At 71.0% G+C, this 15,797-nt stretch carries 10 protein-coding genes; 5 read left to right on the forward strand and 5 right to left on the reverse strand.

The window, feature by feature from the left end:
• Nucleotides 1-127 precede the first annotated feature (127 nt).
• From ADL29_RS09105 to ADL29_RS09115, 3 genes are all read left to right on the forward strand, one after another.
• The gene (locus ADL29_RS09105; protein ID WP_053923188.1) at nucleotides 128-634 is read left to right on the forward strand and encodes a DUF6912 family protein; all 507 of its coding nucleotides are present in this window, start codon (nucleotides 128-130) and stop codon (nucleotides 632-634) included.
• A gap of 168 nt (nucleotides 635-802) precedes the next feature.
• Nucleotides 803-1,477, forward strand: coding sequence for an HAD family hydrolase (locus tag ADL29_RS09110; RefSeq protein WP_053923189.1), 675 nt, complete (start codon nucleotides 803-805; stop codon nucleotides 1,475-1,477).
• Nucleotides 1,478-1,879: 402 nt separating this feature from the next.
• Entirely contained in the window at nucleotides 1,880-6,841 is a 4,962-nt protein-coding gene (locus ADL29_RS09115) for an NAD-glutamate dehydrogenase (protein WP_053923190.1), read from the forward strand.
• A gap of 82 nt (nucleotides 6,842-6,923) precedes the next feature.
• On the opposite strand, the gene ADL29_RS09120 is transcribed toward ADL29_RS09115, so the two are convergent.
• Entirely contained in the window at nucleotides 6,924-7,745 is an 822-nt protein-coding gene (locus tag ADL29_RS09120) for an ABC transporter ATP-binding protein (protein ID WP_169795208.1), read from the reverse strand.
• Nucleotides 7,738-8,667, reverse strand: coding sequence for an ABC transporter permease (locus tag ADL29_RS09125; protein ID WP_053923191.1), 930 nt, complete (start codon nucleotides 8,665-8,667; stop codon nucleotides 7,738-7,740). The genes ADL29_RS09120 and ADL29_RS09125 overlap by 8 nt, the downstream gene beginning before the upstream one ends.
• Before the next feature lie 150 nt (nucleotides 8,668-8,817).
• On the opposite strand from ADL29_RS09125, the gene ADL29_RS09130 reads away from it, so the two are divergent.
• Complete coding sequence (locus ADL29_RS09130) at nucleotides 8,818-9,456, forward strand: TetR/AcrR family transcriptional regulator (RefSeq protein WP_053923192.1); 639 nt, start codon at nucleotides 8,818-8,820, stop codon at nucleotides 9,454-9,456.
• Nucleotides 9,457-9,587: 131 nt separating this feature from the next.
• On the opposite strand, the gene ADL29_RS09135 is transcribed toward ADL29_RS09130, so the two are convergent.
• A complete protein-coding gene (locus ADL29_RS09135; protein ID WP_053923193.1) occupies nucleotides 9,588-11,936 on the reverse strand; it encodes a bifunctional glycosyltransferase/CDP-glycerol:glycerophosphate glycerophosphotransferase in 2,349 nt (782 codons plus the stop codon).
• Nucleotides 11,937-12,175: 239 nt separating this feature from the next.
• Between ADL29_RS09135 and ADL29_RS45980 the strand changes: the two genes are divergently transcribed.
• Complete coding sequence (locus ADL29_RS45980) at nucleotides 12,176-14,377, forward strand: PIG-L family deacetylase (RefSeq protein WP_053923194.1); 2,202 nt, start codon at nucleotides 12,176-12,178, stop codon at nucleotides 14,375-14,377.
• Here the strand turns inward: ADL29_RS45980 and ADL29_RS09145 are convergent.
• Both ADL29_RS09145 and ADL29_RS09150 read right to left on the reverse strand, forming a co-directional pair.
• Nucleotides 14,341-14,787 (reverse strand): GtrA family protein, encoded by a 447-nt coding sequence (locus tag ADL29_RS09145; protein ID WP_053923195.1) that lies wholly within the window; start codon nucleotides 14,785-14,787, stop codon nucleotides 14,341-14,343. The two genes, ADL29_RS45980 and ADL29_RS09145, sit on opposite strands and share 37 nt — an antisense overlap.
• Nucleotides 14,787-15,797: a glycosyltransferase family 2 protein gene (locus ADL29_RS09150; RefSeq protein ID WP_053923196.1), complete on the reverse strand. Its 1,011-nt coding sequence runs from the start codon at nucleotides 15,795-15,797 to the stop codon at nucleotides 14,787-14,789. The genes ADL29_RS09145 and ADL29_RS09150 overlap by 1 nt, the downstream gene beginning before the upstream one ends.

The raw sequence follows: 15,797 nt of genomic DNA on the forward strand, positions 1-15,797 counted from the left end.
ACGGGCGCGGGCGAGGGCCCGGCGGCGGGGGACGCCGGGGCTGTGGGGGCGCCCCGATGGGGGACTCCCGCCCGTATGCTGGCTGGGCATTCTCCAGAGTCGAGCGAAATGAGCGGAAGCGGCTGCCATGCGCGTCTATGTCCCCCTGACCCTTTCCGGTCTCGCAGAGGCGCACAAAAGCGGTGAGCTGGGCCCCGGGCCCCTGGACGCGTACGCCGTCACGCCCGCGTTGCGCGAGTGGTACGTCTCGGACGACATCGAGGAGCTGGAGTACGCGGCGCTGAACCGGGCGGCCCAGGCCTCGCTGCGCCGGATCGCCGGGAATCCGCAGGCGGCGCGGCGCCGGGTCGTGGTCGCGGTGGATGTGCCCGAGGGCGCGGCGGTGGCGGACCCGGACCGGGGGCTCGACGAGTCGGCGCTGGGCGAGGTGCGGCTGGCCGGGCCGGTGCCGCTGACCAAGGCGGCGGCGGTGCATGTGGACGCGGACGACGCGGAGGCCGATGTCGCGGCGGCCGCGGCGGCGCTCGGTGCGGCCGATCAGGGGGACGACGAGGCGCAGTTCACCGTGGACGGTGCGGAGGACCATGACCTGATGTGGTTCGCGGTACAGGAGATTCCGCATCTGCTGGAGTAACGGGCCGGGCCGGGGCGGGCCGGCGCCCGTTCCGGCGTTGTCAGTGGGGCCGGGTACTTTTTCTGCGGGGGACTTGCGACGGCGCCTGCGGGCGCATCTGCAAGGGAACTGCACGGGGAAGTACGTGGGGATGTGACCTGCATGGGGAGTAACGGGGCCAGGCCGGGCATGGGGAGTAACGGTGCCAGGCCGGCGGCACACATCGTGTGGGACTGGAACGGCACGCTGTTCCATGACACCGACGCGGTGGTCGGGGCGACCAATTCCGCCTTCGCGGAGCTCGGCCTGGAGCCGATCACGCAGGAGCGGTACCGGGAGCTGTACTGCGTGCCCATTCCGCGGTTCTACGAGCGGCTGATGGGGCGGCTGCCGACCGAGGCCGAGTGGCTGGTGATGGACGAGGCCTTCCAGCGGCATTACGCCGAGCACCGGGTGCGGTGCCGGCTGGCCGACGGGGTGGATCTGCTGCTGGCGGAGTGGCAGGCGGCCGGGCGCAGCCAGTCGATCCTCAGCATGTACGGCCACGACGAGCTGATACCGCTGGTGCGCGGCTTCGGGATCGAGGCGCGCTTCGTACGGGTCGACGGCCGGACCGGGCCGTCCGGGGGCGGCAAGAGCGCGCACATGGTGCGCCATCTGGCGGCGCTGAGGAATGTGGAGCCGCGGCGTACCGTCGTCATCGGCGACGCGGCGGATGATGCGCTGGCCGCGCGGGACGCCGGAGCGCATGCGGTGCTCTACACCGGCGGATCGCACAGCCGGGCCAGTCTGGAGGCCGCCGGGGTGCCGGTGGTGGACACCCTCGCCGAGGCGGTGGAAACCGCCGCGGAGCTGGCACGATGAGGAGCGGAAGGGTACCCCGTCCGGCTCGTGCCATCGCACATCCGACCCGTCCGCACGTTGTCCGGATGGTCTAAGTTCAAAGTGGGGTTTTGTACGTACCCGGACCATGACGGCACCCCCGCCGGGAGCGATAGCCTTGCACCGTGATCAGCGCGATAACCCGCGGGGGCGCCGAGGCCCCCGCCGTGCGCCCGGGACACCACCGTGACCGGGCGGTCGCTGGTCTTTGCGGCCACGGGCCCATGACGACTCCGTCAAGACTTGCCGAACCCGGTACGGCCCTCTCCCATCGCGGCATAGCGTCGACATCGACAGGACACCCCGCGTCGCGGCGGCGTTGTGCAGCATCCACAAAGTTCTTCCACGACGTCACGCAACGGCGCGCGACAGGAGCCAGAGGACATGCAGACCAAGCTGGACGAAGCCAAGACCGAGCTGCTCGCCAGGGCCGCCCGGGTCGTTGAAAGCAGCCCGGCCGGGGGCAAGCACCCGGTACGCGGCCTTGACCCGGACATCCTTGCGGGATACCTCCAGCGCTACTACCTGCACACCGCCCCCGAGGACCTGATCGACCGCGACCCGGTCGACGTCTTCGGCGCCGCCCTCTCGCACTACCGCCTCGCGGAGATGCGCCCGCAGGGCACCGCCAGGGTCCGGGTGCAGACGCCGACCGTCGAGGAGAACGGCTGGACCAGCAGCCATTCCGTGGTCGAGGTCGTCACCGACGACATGCCGTTCCTGGTCGACTCGGTCACCAATGAGCTCTCGCGCCAGGGCCGCGGCATCCACCTCGTGATCCACCCGCAGGTGACGGTCCGCCGCGATGTCGCGGGCAAGCTGATCGAGGTCCTCGACACCAACGGCGACGCCCACCCGAACGGCGGCGGCATCAAGGCCGCCGAGCTGCCGCACGACGCGGTGACCGAGTCCTGGATCCACGTTGAGACCGACCGTGAGACCGACCGCGACGACCTCAAGCAGATCACCGCCGATCTGCTGCAGGTGCTGTCCGACGTCCGCGAGGCCGTCGAGGACTGGGACAAGATGCGCGCCTCCGCGCTGCGCATCGCCGAGGAACTCCCGGCCGAGCCGCTCGCCGACGATCTGCCCGAGGGAGAGGTCGACGAGGCCCGCGAGCTGCTGCGCTGGCTGTCCGACGACCACTTCACCTTCATCGGCTACCGCGAGTACGAGCTGGCCTCCGCGCCCGGCGAGGACGGCACCGAGGAGGACGTGCTGACCGCCGTGCCCGGTACCGGCCTGGGCATTCTGCGCTCCGACCCGCCGCACCGCGAGAGCGACGCCGGCCACCCCGTCTCGCCGTCCTTCAACCGTCTGCCCGCCGACGCCCGCGCCAAGGCCCGCGAGCACAAGCTGCTGATCCTGACCAAGGCCAACAGCCGCGCCACGGTGCACCGCCCCTCGTACCTCGACTACGTGGGCGTGAAGAAGTTCGACAAGAACGGCAACGTCGTCGGCGAGCGCCGCTTCCTGGGCCTGTTCTCGTCGGCCGCGTACACCGAGTCCGTACGCCGCGTCCCGGTCATCCGCCGTAAGGTCGCCGGGGTCCTCGAGGGCGCCGGGTTCACCGCGAACAGCCACGACGGCCGCGACCTGCTGCAGATCCTGGAGACCTACCCGCGCGACGAGCTGTTCCAGACCCCGGTCGACCAGCTCCGGTCCATCGCCACCAGCGTGCTCTACCTCCAGGAGCGCCGCAGGCTGCGGCTCTTCCTCCGCCAGGACGAGTACGGCCGCTACTACTCCGCGCTGGTCTACCTCCCGCGCGACCGCTACACCACCGGCGTCCGGCTGCGCCTGATCGACATCCTCAAGGAGGAGCTGGGCGGCACCAGCGTCGACTTCACGGCCTGGAACACCGAGTCGGTCCTGTCCCGGCTGCACTTCGTCATCCGGGTCCAGCCGGGCGCCAGCCTGCCGGACCTCACCGACGCCGACGTCGACCGCATCGAGTCCCGCCTGGTGGAGGCCGCCCGCTCCTGGGCCGACGGCTTCTCCGAGGCGCTGATCTCCGAGGTCGGCGAGGAGCGCGCCGCCGAGCTGCTGCGCCGCTACGGCCACGCCTTCCCCGAGGGCTACAAGGCCGACAACAAGCCCCGCAGCGCGGTCGCCGACATCCAGCACCTGGAGAAGCTCACCGAAGAGCCCGGCAAGGAGTTCTCGGTCAGCCTGTACGAGCCGGTCGGCGCGGGCCCCGGCGAGCGCCGCTTCAAGATCTACCGCCGCGGCGAGCAGGTCTCGCTGTCCCGGGTGCTGCCGGGCCTGAACCGCCTGGGCGTCGAGGTCATCGACGAGCGCCCGCACGAGCTGCGCTGCGCGGACGGCACCGTCGCCTGGATCTACGACTTCGGTCTGCGGATGCCGGAGCATGTCTCCGGCGACGACGCCCGCGAGCGGTTCCAGGAAGCCTTCACCGCGGTGTGGACCGGCGCCGCCGAGAGCGACAACTTCAACAAGCTGGTGCTGCGGGCCGGGCTCAACTGGCGCCAGGCGATGGTGCTGCGCGCATACGCCAAGTACCTGCGGCAGGCCGGTGCCACCTTCAGCCAGACGTACATGGAGGACACCCTCTCCAACAACGTCCACACCACCCGGCTGCTGGTCTCGCTCTTCGAGGCCCGGATGTCCCCGGAGCGCCAGCGGGCCGGCACCGAGCTGACCGACGCGCTGCTGGAGGAGCTGGACGCCGCGCTCGACCAGGTCGCCTCCCTGGACGAGGACCGCATCCTGCGCTCCTTCCTGACCGTCATCAAGGCGACGCTGCGCACCAACCACTACCAGCGCGACAGCGCGGGCAAGCCGCACGCCTACCTGTCCATGAAGCTGGACCCGCAGGCGATCCCCGATCTGCCCGCGCCCCGCCCGGCGTACGAGATCTGGGTGTACTCGCCCCGCGTCGAGGGCGTCCACCTGCGCTTCGGCAAGGTCGCCCGCGGCGGTCTGCGCTGGTCGGACCGCCGGGAGGACTTCCGTACGGAGATCCTCGGCCTGGTCAAGGCGCAGATGGTCAAGAACACCGTCATCGTGCCCGTCGGCGCCAAGGGCGGCTTCGTCGGCAAGCAGCTGCCGGACCCGTCTTCGGACCGGGACGCCTGGCTGGCCGAGGGCATCGCCTGCTACAAGACCTTCATCTCCGGTCTGCTGGACATCACCGACAACCTCGTCGGCGGCGAGGTCGTGCCCCCGCACAACGTCGTCCGGCACGACGAGGACGACACCTACCTGGTGGTCGCGGCCGACAAGGGCACCGCGACGTTCTCGGACATCGCCAACGAGGTCGCCGAGTCGTACGGTTTCTGGCTGGGCGACGCCTTCGCCTCCGGCGGCAGCGCCGGTTACGACCACAAGGGCATGGGCATCACCGCCCGCGGTGCCTGGGAGTCGGTCAAGCGGCACTTCCGCGAGCTGGGCCACGACACCCAGACCCAGGACTTCACCGTGGTCGGCGTCGGCGACATGTCCGGTGACGTCTTCGGCAACGGCATGCTGCTCAGCGAGCACATCCGGCTTGTCGCGGCCTTCGACCACCGGCACATCTTCCTCGACCCCAGCCCGGACGCGGCGACCTCGTACGCCGAGCGCCGCCGGCTCTTCGAGCTGCCCCGTTCCTCCTGGGCGGACTACAACACCGAGCTGCTCTCGCAGGGCGGCGGCATCCACCCGCGCTCGGCCAAGTCCATCCCGATCAACGCACAGGTGCGGGCCGCCCTCGGCATCGAGGCCGGCGTGAAGAAGATGACCCCGGCCGATCTGATGCGGGCGATCCTCAAGGCGCCGGTCGACCTGCTGTGGAACGGCGGCATCGGCACCTATGTGAAGTCCTCGGCGGAGTCCCAGGCCGATGCGGGCGACAAGTCCAACGACGCGATCCGCGTCAACGGCGAGGACCTGCGCGTCAAGGTCGTCGGCGAGGGCGGCAACCTCGGCCTGACCCAGCTGGGCCGGATCGAGTTCGCCGCGGCCGGCGGGAAGATCAACACCGATGCGATCGACAACAGCGCCGGTGTGGACACCTCCGACCACGAGGTCAACATCAAGATCCTGCTCAACGCCGTGGTGGCCGAGGGCGATATGACGACCAAGCAGCGCAACAAGCTGCTGGCCGAGATGACCGACGAGGTCGGCGCGCTGGTGCTGCGCAACAACTACGCGCAGAACACCGCGCTGGCACTGGCGCTGGCCCAGTCCTCGAGCATGCTGCACGCCCAGCAGCGCTTCATGCGCCGCCTGGTGCGGGACGGTGACCTCGACCGGGCGCTGGAGTTCCTGCCCACCGACCGGCAGATCCGCGAGCGGCTCAACGCCGGGCGCGGCCTGACCCAGCCCGAGACCGCGGTGCTCCTGGCGTACACCAAGATCACGGTGGCCGAGTCGCTGATCCAGACCACGCTGCCGGACGACGCCTACCTCCAGCGGCTGCTGCACGCCTACTTCCCGTCGGCGCTCTACGACCGCTTCCCCGAGCAGGTCGACGGGCACGCCCTGCGCCGCGAGATCGTCACGACGGTGATGGTCAACGACACCGTCAACACCGGCGGTACGAGCTTCCTGCACCGGATGCGGGAGGAGACCGGCGCCTCCCTCGAAGAGGTGGTGCGGGCGCACACCGCGGCCCGGGCGATCTTCCGGCTCAACCAGGTCTGGGACGACGTCGAGGCGCTCGACAATGTCGTCGCGGCCGATGTCCAGACCCGGATCCGGCTGCACTCGCGGCGGCTGGTCGAGCGCGGCACCCGCTGGCTGCTCAACAACCGTCCGCAGCCGCTGGAGCTCTCCGAGACCATCGACTTCTTCAGCGAGCGGGTCGCCCAGGTCTGGGCGGAGCTGCCGAAGCTGCTGCAGGGCAGCGACGCGGAGTGGCACCAGACGATCCTGGAGGAGCTGACGGCGAGCGGGGTGCCCGAGCCGCTCGCGGTCCAGGTGGCCGGCTTCTCGTCGGTCTTCCCGGCGCTGGACATCGTCGCCGTCGCCGACCGCGTCGGCAAGGAGCCGCTGGAAGTCGCCGAGGTCTACTACGACCTGGGCGACCGGCTGCGGATCAACCAGCTCCTGGACCGCATCCTGGAGCTGCCGCGCGCCGACCGCTGGCAGTCGATGGCCCGCGCCTCCATCCGTGAGGACCTCTTCGCCGTGCATGCCGCGCTGACCAACGATGTGCTGGCGGCGGGCAACGGCTCCGCGACGCCCGAGCAGCGCTTCAAGTCGTGGGAGGAGGCCAACGGCGCGATTCTGAGCCGGGCCCGCGCGACGCTGGAGGAGATCCAGGGGTCGGAGGGCTTCGACCTGGCGAATCTGTCGGTGGCCATGCGGACCATGCGTACGCTGCTCAGGACGCACAGCTGACGAGCCGCACGCAGGCATGAGTGAGGGGCGCACCCATTGCGGGTGCGCCCCTCGCCGTTCGCGGCAGGGCCTGTTGGTGCGTCTATTGGTGCGCCTCGTACGCCGCCACGACCTCCTCCGTCGGCCCGTCCATCACCAGCTCGCCCTTTTCCAGCCACAGCACACGAGTGCAGGTGTCGCGGATGGATTTGTTGTTGTGGCTGACGAGGAAGACCGTGCCGGCCTCCTGGCGGAGTTCGCGGATACGGGCCTCGGAGCGCTTCTGGAAGGCGCGGTCGCCGGTGGCCAGCGCTTCGTCGATCATCAGGACGTCGTGGTCCTTGGCGGCGGCGATGGAGAAGCGCAGCCGGGCGGCCATGCCGGAGGAGTAGGTGCGCATCGGCAGGGAGATGAAGTCCCCCTTCTCCTGGATGCCGGAGAAGTCGACGATGCCGTCGTAGCGTTCGCGGATCTGCTCGCGGCTCATGCCCATCGCCAGGCCGCCGAGGACGACGTTCTTCTCGCCGGTCAGGTCGTTCATCATGGCGGCGTTGACGCCGAGCAGCGAGGGCTGGCCGTGGGTGTAGACCTTGCCGCTCTCCGCGGGGAGCAGTCCGGCGACCGCCTTGAGCAGCGTCGACTTGCCCGAGCCGTTGGAGCCGATGAGCCCGATGGATTCACCGCGGCAGGCGGTGAAGGAGACGCCCTTGACCGCGTGCACCTCGCGCACACCGGTGGCGGGTCTGCGGCGGATGATGCGGTTCAGGGCCGCGGTGGCGCCGCCCTTTCCGGCGCCGGTGCCGTAGACGCGGTAGACGATGTGCAGATTGTCCGCGATCACGGTCGGGACCGGGTCCCCGGCCGCCTGGGGCGGCCGGTCGGTGTCCGTCCGCCCGTCCCTGCCGGTGCTCTTGTGCTCAGCCACGTCCGTACCGCTCCTCGGCCTTCCAGAAGTACACAAAACCCACGGCGCCGGCCAGCAGCGCCCAGCCGCCGGCGAACGCCCACACGTGCGGGGGCAGTTGCTCGTGGGTGAAGCTGTCGATCAGGGCGAAGCGCATCAGGTCGATGTAGACCGCGGCCGGATTGCCGTTGAGCAGGATCTCCACGGCCTTCGGGAGGTGCCTGCCCTGCAGGATCCGGCTGATGCTGAACATCACGCCGGACGCGTACATCCACGTACGCAGGATGAACGGCATCAGCTGCGCCAGGTCCGGGGTCCTGGCGCCGAGGCGTGCCATGACCATCGCCAGGCCGGTGTTGAAGACGAACTGGAGGGTCAGGGCCGGTACGACCAGCAGCCATGACCAGGTCGGCAGCTGTCCGAAGGACAGCAGGATGGCCATCAGCACGCCCATGGAGAACAGCAGCTGCTGCAGCTGCGCCAGGCAGAACGAGACCGGCAGGCAGGCCCGCGGGAAGTGCAGCGCGCGGACCAGGCCCAGGTTGCCGGAGATCGCCCGCGTTCCGGTCAGCACCGAGTTCTGCAGGAAGGTGAAGACGAAGACGCCGGTCACCAGGAACGGGATGTAGTCGGGGACGTTGTTCTTCGTGCCGAGCAGCACCCCGAAGATCAAGTAGTAGACGGCCGCGTTGAGCAGCGGGGTCAGCACCTGCCAGAGCTGGCCGAGCTTGGCGGTGGTGTACGTCGCGGTGACCTTGGCGGTGGCGAACGCGGTGATGAAGTGCCGTCGCTGCCACAGCTGCCGGGTGTACTCGGGCAGCGAGGGGCGGGCGCCGCTCACCGTGAGGCCATGGCGTTCGGCCAGTGCGCGCAGCTCGGGGTCGGGGGATGCCCCGGGGACGGGCGCCTGGGCGGCCGCCGGGGGCGTGAGGGTCTGGGGCATGGGGGCCGCTTTCGTACGGGGCCAGACGGGCAGCAGCAGCGGCGCGACCGAACACGCGATGGAACGGGTCCGTATCGTCGCGACGCTGCCGACACTAAAGCGAGCCCACGTCGAAACGCAACCGTAGCGTCGTGACGCTATGCTCAAGCCATGGCAAAAAACGGCAGCGCACACGACGGCAGCGACGGGGACTCCGCGGCGGCGCGCCGGGCACCGGCCGGTGCCGCCGTACTGCGCGAGGACAAGACCGCCGCGATCCGCGCCGCGGTCTTCGAGGAGCTGGCCGCGGTCGGATTCGCCCGGATGTCCATCGAGGGCATCGCGCGGCGCGCGGGCGTCGGCAAGACCGCGGTCTACCGGCGGTGGCGTTCCAAGCTGCACCTCGTCCTGGACGTGGTCTCCGCGGTGGCCGCCGCGGGCCTGCCGTCGCCGGACACCGGGTCGCTGCGCGGCGATGTCCGGATGCTGCTGGAGGTCGCGGCCCGCGCGCTGCGGCACCCGATGGCGTCGCAGATCATCCCGGACCTGCTGGCCGAGGCGGCCCGCAGCCCGGAGCTGGCCGGTGCGCTCAAGACGGCGCTGCACGACAGCCAGCAGGGCGTCGCCGCGGCGATGGTGGCGCGGGCCGTCGAGCGCGGGGAGATCCCGGCCGGTGTGGACGCCGGGCTGGCGCTGGATCTGCTGACCGGGCCGCTGTACTGGCGGCTGGTGGTGGTCCGTGACGATCTGCCCGGCGGCTATCTTGACGAGCTGGCGGCGGCGGTGGCCGGGGCGCTCGGCGGGCGCTGATCCGTACGCGGGCGGCGGGGCACGGCACAAAGACACAGGGGCACGGCACAAAGACACAGGGACACGGCACAAAGACACAGGAGGCCGGGGCGGTCGAACCGCCCCGGCCCCTCACGAGGTGCGTCCCCCGGTCAGCCCGCCATCCCGATGTCCGTGGCGTCCTTGCCCGCCGCCCGGTCGTCCCCGGCCTTCCGCGGCGCCGGCAGCTTGACCAGCCCCGCCGCGGCGGCCGCCGCCCGCGGCCGCGGGGCCACGGTGCGCTCGCCGAGCGGCTCCGGCGCGGGGCGGCCGGCCTCCTGGCCGAGGAAGACCTGGCGCACCACGCGCTCGGCGGCGTGCCCGTCGTCCCACTGGCAGAACCGCTCCCGGAACGCCGTGCGCAGCCCCGCGGCCCGCTCGTCGTCCCAGCGCCCGCTGCGGAAGGCCTCGATCAGCTCGTCCTCGGTGGTGGCGATCACGCCCGGGGTGTCGCCCGGCTTGCCCGAGAGCAGGTCGAAGGTGACGCCGCGGGAGCGGACGTAGGTGTCCCAGTCGTCGGCGTAGTTGATGATCGGCCGGTCGAGGTTGGCGTAGTCGAACATGATCGACGAGTAGTCCGTGACCAGCGCGTCGGCGGCCAGGCACAGCTCCTCGACGACCGGGTGCCCGGAGACGTCGATCAGCGCGCCGCGCTCCTGGAGCTCCTGCAGCCCCGGGTCCTGGTCGTAGAAGTAGTGGGTGCGCACCAGCAGGACGAAGTCCTCGCCCAGCTCGCGGGAGATCTTCTCCAGGTCCAGGCGGGGGACGTAGCCGACCTGGTAGTCGCGCATCGTCGGCGCGTACAGGACGGCGGTCTTGTCGGGGGCTATGCCGAGCCGCTCGCGGATAGCGAGGACGTCCTGGGCGGTGGCCCGGCAGTAGACGTCGTTACGGGGGTAACCGGCGTCCAGCGACGTGAAGTTGCAGGGGTAGACGCGCTCCCACTGCTCGGTGGTGTGCTGGTTGGAGGAGAGCGAGAAGTCCCAGCGGTCGGCGCGCGCGAGCAGCTTGCGGAAGCTCATGCCCTTGGCGGCGGCCGGGTAGCGCTTCTGGTCGGTGCCCATCGACTTCAGCGGGGTGCCGTGGTGCGTCTGGAGGTGGATCTGGCCCTCGCGCTTGACCACAGCGTCCGCGAAGTTGACGTTGTTGACCAGGTACTTGGCGCGGGCCACGAGCTCCCAGTAGCGCGGCGAGTTCAGTACGACATGATCGACGCCGGCCGGGACCTGGTCGGCCAGCCCCTCCTTGACCACCCACACGCCGTGCACATGCGGTGCCAGTTCCCGGGCCTTCTCGTAGATCGCGAGGGGGTTGCAGGCGGGCAGGCGGTTCCAGTACGCGGAGTAGACCGCGAGGTTCTCGTCCAGCGGCTGCCGCAGCAGCGCCTGGTAGCGCAGGTCCATGGCCTTCTTCTTGGCCTGCCTGACCCGCTTGTTCGCGTGCTTGCGGACCGTACGCTGCACTTTCCCGGCGACCTTGAGGCCGGCCAGCGCCGGGTAGGCGTCCTTGGCCAGCAGCGCGTACTTGCCGCCCATGACACCCGCCGGGCGGACGAAGCCGGCCGGTACCCGCATGCGGTAGTCGCGGGCGGCGCGGTGGAAGAACTCGGCGGTGGCGTTCTGGGGGAGGCGGCCGGGCTTGTCCAGGATGGTCAGATAGTGGTCGACCATCTTGCGGAACATGTGCGGGCGCCAGCGGGAGAGCTCCGGGTGCGCATCGAGATAGGCGAAGACCCGGCCGTACTGGTCGAAGACATCGAAGTGCTTACGGCTGGTGGTGCGCAGGATGTTGCCGCCCTGACGGCGCTGGCGGTAGTGCAGGCAGACCCGGTCGAGAACGGCGATCCGCTGCGCGGTGATGAGCGTGCAGAACGTCCAGGGGGCGTCCTCGTAATAGCCGACCGGAAATTCGAAACCGTGCTCCTCGACGAAGTCGCGGCGGTAGGCCTTGTTCCAGACGATCTGCAGGAGATCGAGGATTTGCGGGCGCTCGGCCAGGGTGAAGGCGGGGGCGCCGGATTCATCGAGGAGTTCGGCCAGCGCATTGCGCCGCTCGGATCCGTCCCAGTAGGTCCGCGCGTAATCGAAGATCAGGATCTCCGGGTCCCCGGTGACGGCCAGCCGCTCGGCGAGGGCGCTCAGCGCGCCGGGCACGAGGGTGTCGTCGCTGTCGAGGAAGAGGATGTACTCGCCGGTGACCTTCTCCAGACCGGCGTTACGGGCCAGGCCCAGGCCGACGTTCTCCTCCAGGTGCAGCACCTGGACGCGGTCGTCGCGGGCGGCGTACTCGTCCAGGATCGCGCCGCTGGCATCGGGTGAGCAGTCGTCGACCGCGATCAGTTCGAAGTCCGTGAAGTCCTGCGCCAGCACCGAGTCCAGGCATTCGCGCAGAAATCCCTGGACTCTGAAGCAGGGGACGATGACGCTGAAGCGGGGTGCGGCGTCGCGGACCATCTCTGACATGCGGTACTACTCCTCGTGGCGAGCTGAGTACAGAACGCAAAAAAGCCCGAAAGGGCGGGTTCCATTGTCGGCCATCTGACTCGCGTTCACCCAAAAAGGTTGGTCTTCGTAACCTGAAAGTTCTATACGCCGCAGCATGGACCGCGGAATACGGAAACTTTGCCGACGGGCGAGATCGCGCAGGCAACCGAATACTGGATTCCGCCCTCTTCCCTTAATGGGCCGCAGAGGAGATCCGATTGCCCGGTCACCGCCCGTCCCGTATTTCCCGCCGCCGGCTGCTCCAGGCGACCGGCGGTGGTGTGCTGGCCGCCACGGCCTGCGTCGGCGGGTGGACCTGGCGCTCCCCGGAGGAGCCGGCCACCCGGACGGAGGAACCCGCCCGCCCCGCGCGGCCCGCGGCGGACGCCCGGAACCAGACATTCCTACACGTCGTCGCGCACGCGGACGATGCGCTCTACTTCATGAACCCGGCGCTGGAGCAAGGCATCCGCAGCGGCGCCCGCTCGGTCACCGTCTGCCTGACCGGCGGGGAGTCCGACGGCCACAACGCCGGCAAGGAGACCCCCGGCGCCGACCGCCTCCCGTACAACCGGGCGGACTTCGCGCGCGCCCGTACGAACGGACTGCGCGCGGCGCACGCCCTGATGGCCACCGGGGACGCCGGCAGTCCCTGGGACCTCGAGGCGGTGTCCCTGCTCCCCGGCTTCGAGGCGGAGCTGCACACCCTCCGCGAGGCCCCGCAGAACCAGCTGATCTTCCTGGAGCTGGTCGAGGCCCGGTCCGTCGCGGCACCCCGCGCGACCAGTCTGCGCGGCCTCTGGCTCGGGGCGGCCGGCACCCTGCCCACCCTTCGGCCCACCGGCACGCCCGTCCCCGCCGCCTACCGCTACACCCGCGACCAGGTCATCGGCACCCTGGCCGCGGTGCTCGGCCGGGTGCGGCCCACGGTGGTGCGCACCCTGGACCCGAACCCCGTGCACCGCCTGGCGCCCCCGCAGTCCGCCCCGGACCCCCGGCTGGCCGGGCTGCGCTATTTCGACCACCAGGACCACATCGCCTCCGCGTATTTCGCGCAGGCGGCGCTGGCCCGCCACTGGGGGCAGGAGCACGGCCGTCCGGCCATCGTGGAGCACTACCTGGGCTATGAGCTCGGCGAGCTGCCCCACAGCCTCGACACCGGGGCGGCCCGCCGCAAGGCACGGGTGCTCGCCGTCTACGGCTGGTCCGACGGCCGCCGCTGCGGCGATCCGGCCGGCTGCGGCGACCGCAAGGTGGGCGATACGGCCTACCGCGGCGCCTCCCGGGACTGGACCCGCAGCACCCGGCTGCGCGCGCCCGGCTCCAACGCCTGGATCCGGCCGCTGCGGGACGGCCGGCTCGCCGCCTTCGCCGTCCTGGGCGGCCGGGCGTACTGCTGGACGGAGAGCCGTCCCGGGAGCGGCCGCTTCACCGGCCCCGCCCCGGTGGGCGGCGAGCTGCTGCAGGGTCAGATCCATGCCGTACGGCATCCCGGCGGCACCCTCCAGCTGTTCGCCGCCCGCACCCTGCTGCCCGGCCCGCACACGGCGCACCGCCGCGAGCTGCTGACGGCCCGGCAGACCGGCACCGCGCGCACCGGAGCGCCCGTCTTCGGGCGCTGGGAGCCACTGGGATCCCCGGACCCGGACCCCCTCAGATCGCTGGAGACCGGCTTCCCGGCGGCGGCGGTGGCCCCGGACGGCACGGTGCATGTCTTCGTACGGACCTGGGACGGCGGGGTCGCCCACCGCAGCGGCCCGGACGGGCGGCGGTGGACGCCGTGGCGGCGGCTGGAGGGCCCGGTGACCGCCCTGAAGACGTCACCGCACATCGTCGACGGCATCGATGCCTGTGTGGACTCCGACGGGAGGGTCCATGTGGTCGCGCCGAGCGGCCGGACCGTCCACCACTGGGTGTCCAAGGAGCCCGGCAAGCCACCGCGCCCGGCCGCCGCCACCGGGCTGCCGGAGGCGGCGGGGCCGGTCAGCCTGGTCCCGGTGGCGGACGGCGCGGTGCGCGCGGTCTTCCGCCGGGCGGGCTCCGCCCAGGTGCTGATCGCCGAGCGGCAGAGGCGGCTCGGCGGCTGGCGGGTCTCCGGGCGGTGTGCACCGGTCGGCGGCTACGGGCGGGTGGCCGCGGCGCCGGCCGGTCCCGGCGACCGGATGGTGATCGCGGCGCGGGACGACGCGGGTGACGTGCGGGTGGCGTTCGCACAGGACGCCCCGGAACGCTGGCACGCGGGGAGGGTGCCGCATTCGGCGGCGCCCGGGGTCGCGGAGGATGCCGCGGGCCGGGCGGTGGTGGTGGCGCTCGGCAACGACGGGCGGCTGTATACGGCCCGGCAGCGGGCGGCCGGGCGGCACGCGCCGTTCGGGGCCTGGACTCAGGCCGGATCGCGGGGGCGGGGCGGCGGGGCGTGACCGGACCCCCGGCCCGGCAGCAGCATCCGCCGTGCGACCAGGAAGGTGAACGGGAGCGCGGGCAGCGCCGCCGCCAGCGGCGCCACCTTGCTGTTCACCCCGCACCAGGTCACCAGCACCACCAGCCCCACGCTCTGGGCCGCATAGTTGGTGACCTGGGTCAGCGGGAAGAGCAGGAACTTCCTCCAGGTCGGCCGGGTGCGGTAGGTGAAGTACGTGTTCAGGAAGAACGAGCAGGTCATACCGGCCAGGAAGCCGACGGTGTACGCCGCGAAATACGGCAGCGCCCGGTGCAGCGGCAGATAACAGGCGGAGAAGACCGCAGTGTTGAACCCGCCGACGATGACAAAACGAACTATCTGGCCCCCTTCGGGGAGTGCCCGGGGCAGGCGCCGGACGTGGAGGGGCATCAGCCGGCCTGGGAGGGAGCGGCGAGGGGGGCGGCGTCCGTCGGGGTGCGGGGGCGGGCCGCACCGCCGGACCGGGGGCGGGCGGGCGCCGTCGCGCTCGCCTCCTTGACCAGGAAGTGCGGCCGCCGCTTGGACTCGTAGTAGATCCGCCCGATGTACTCGCCGATCAGCCCGAGCATCACCATCTGGAGTCCGCCCAGGCCCACGATGATGGCCACCAGCGTCACATAGCCCGGTGCGGTGATGCCCCCGACGGCCGCTGCGCCGATCACCCACAGGGTGTAGAGCGTGGCGAGCGAGGCCAGGCTCAGGCCCGCGTAGATGGCCGCCCGCAGCGGACGGCAGTTGAACGAGATCAGGCCGTCGATCCCGTAGTTGACCAGCATGCTCAGCCGCCACTTCGTCTCCCCGGCCTCCCGGGCGGCGTTGCGGTAGTCGAAGGTGACGGTGTCGAAGCCGATCCAGGAGAACAGGCCCTTGGAGAAGCGGTTGTACTCCGGCAGCGAGACCAGTGCGTCCACGGCGGTGCGCGACAGCAGCCGGAAGTCGCCCACGCCGTCGGTGAGTTCGACGTCCACCCAGGTGTTGACGGCCCGGTAGTAGAAGCGGCTGAGTGCGGTCCGCAGCCGCTTGTCGCCGTCCCGGCTGCGGCGGGCGATGACCTGGTCGTGGCCGAGCCGGTGGAGGCCGAGCATCTTCCCGATCAGCTCGGGCGGATGCTGGAGGTCGGCGTCCATGATGATGACCGCGTCGCCGGTGGCCGCCTTGAGGCCGGCCAGTATGGCGGGCTCCTTGCCGAAGTTGCGGCTCAGGGAGAGATAGCGGGTGGTGCTGGGGTGCCGCTGTGCGAGCTCGCGGAGCCGGGGCAGAGTGCCGTCGGCGCTGCCGTCGTCCACGTAACACAGCTCGTACTCGACGGCGAGCCCGCCGAGGACCGCGCGGACCTGGTCGTCGAACCGGCTTATGACGGCCTCTTCGTTGTAGCAGGGGACGACGAGGGAGAGCTTCAT

Source organism: Streptomyces chattanoogensis, from assembly GCF_001294335.1.
Taxonomy (GTDB): domain Bacteria; phylum Actinomycetota; class Actinomycetes; order Streptomycetales; family Streptomycetaceae; genus Streptomyces; species Streptomyces chattanoogensis.

Bases quoted from the DNA above. Each gene is read 5' to 3' on its own strand.
- ADL29_RS09135 (WP_053923193.1), bottom strand. From the start codon at position 11,936: ATGTCAGAGATGGTCCGCGACGCCGCACCCCGCTTCAGCGTCATCGTC.
- ADL29_RS09105 (WP_053923188.1), top strand. From the start codon at position 128: ATGCGCGTCTATGTCCCCCTGACCCTTTCCGGTCTCGCAGAGGCGCAC.
- ADL29_RS09150 (WP_053923196.1), bottom strand. From the start codon at position 15,797: ATGAAGCTCTCCCTCGTCGTCCCCTGCTACAACGAAGAGGCCGTCATA.
- ADL29_RS09115 (WP_053923190.1), top strand. From the start codon at position 1,880: ATGCAGACCAAGCTGGACGAAGCCAAGACCGAGCTGCTCGCCAGGGCC.
- ADL29_RS09125 (WP_053923191.1), bottom strand. From the start codon at position 8,667: ATGCCCCAGACCCTCACGCCCCCGGCGGCCGCCCAGGCGCCCGTCCCC.
- ADL29_RS09130 (WP_053923192.1), top strand. From the start codon at position 8,818: ATGGCAAAAAACGGCAGCGCACACGACGGCAGCGACGGGGACTCCGCG.
- ADL29_RS09110 (WP_053923189.1), top strand. From the start codon at position 803: ATGGGGAGTAACGGTGCCAGGCCGGCGGCACACATCGTGTGGGACTGG.
- ADL29_RS09145 (WP_053923195.1), bottom strand. From the start codon at position 14,787: ATGCCCCTCCACGTCCGGCGCCTGCCCCGGGCACTCCCCGAAGGGGGC.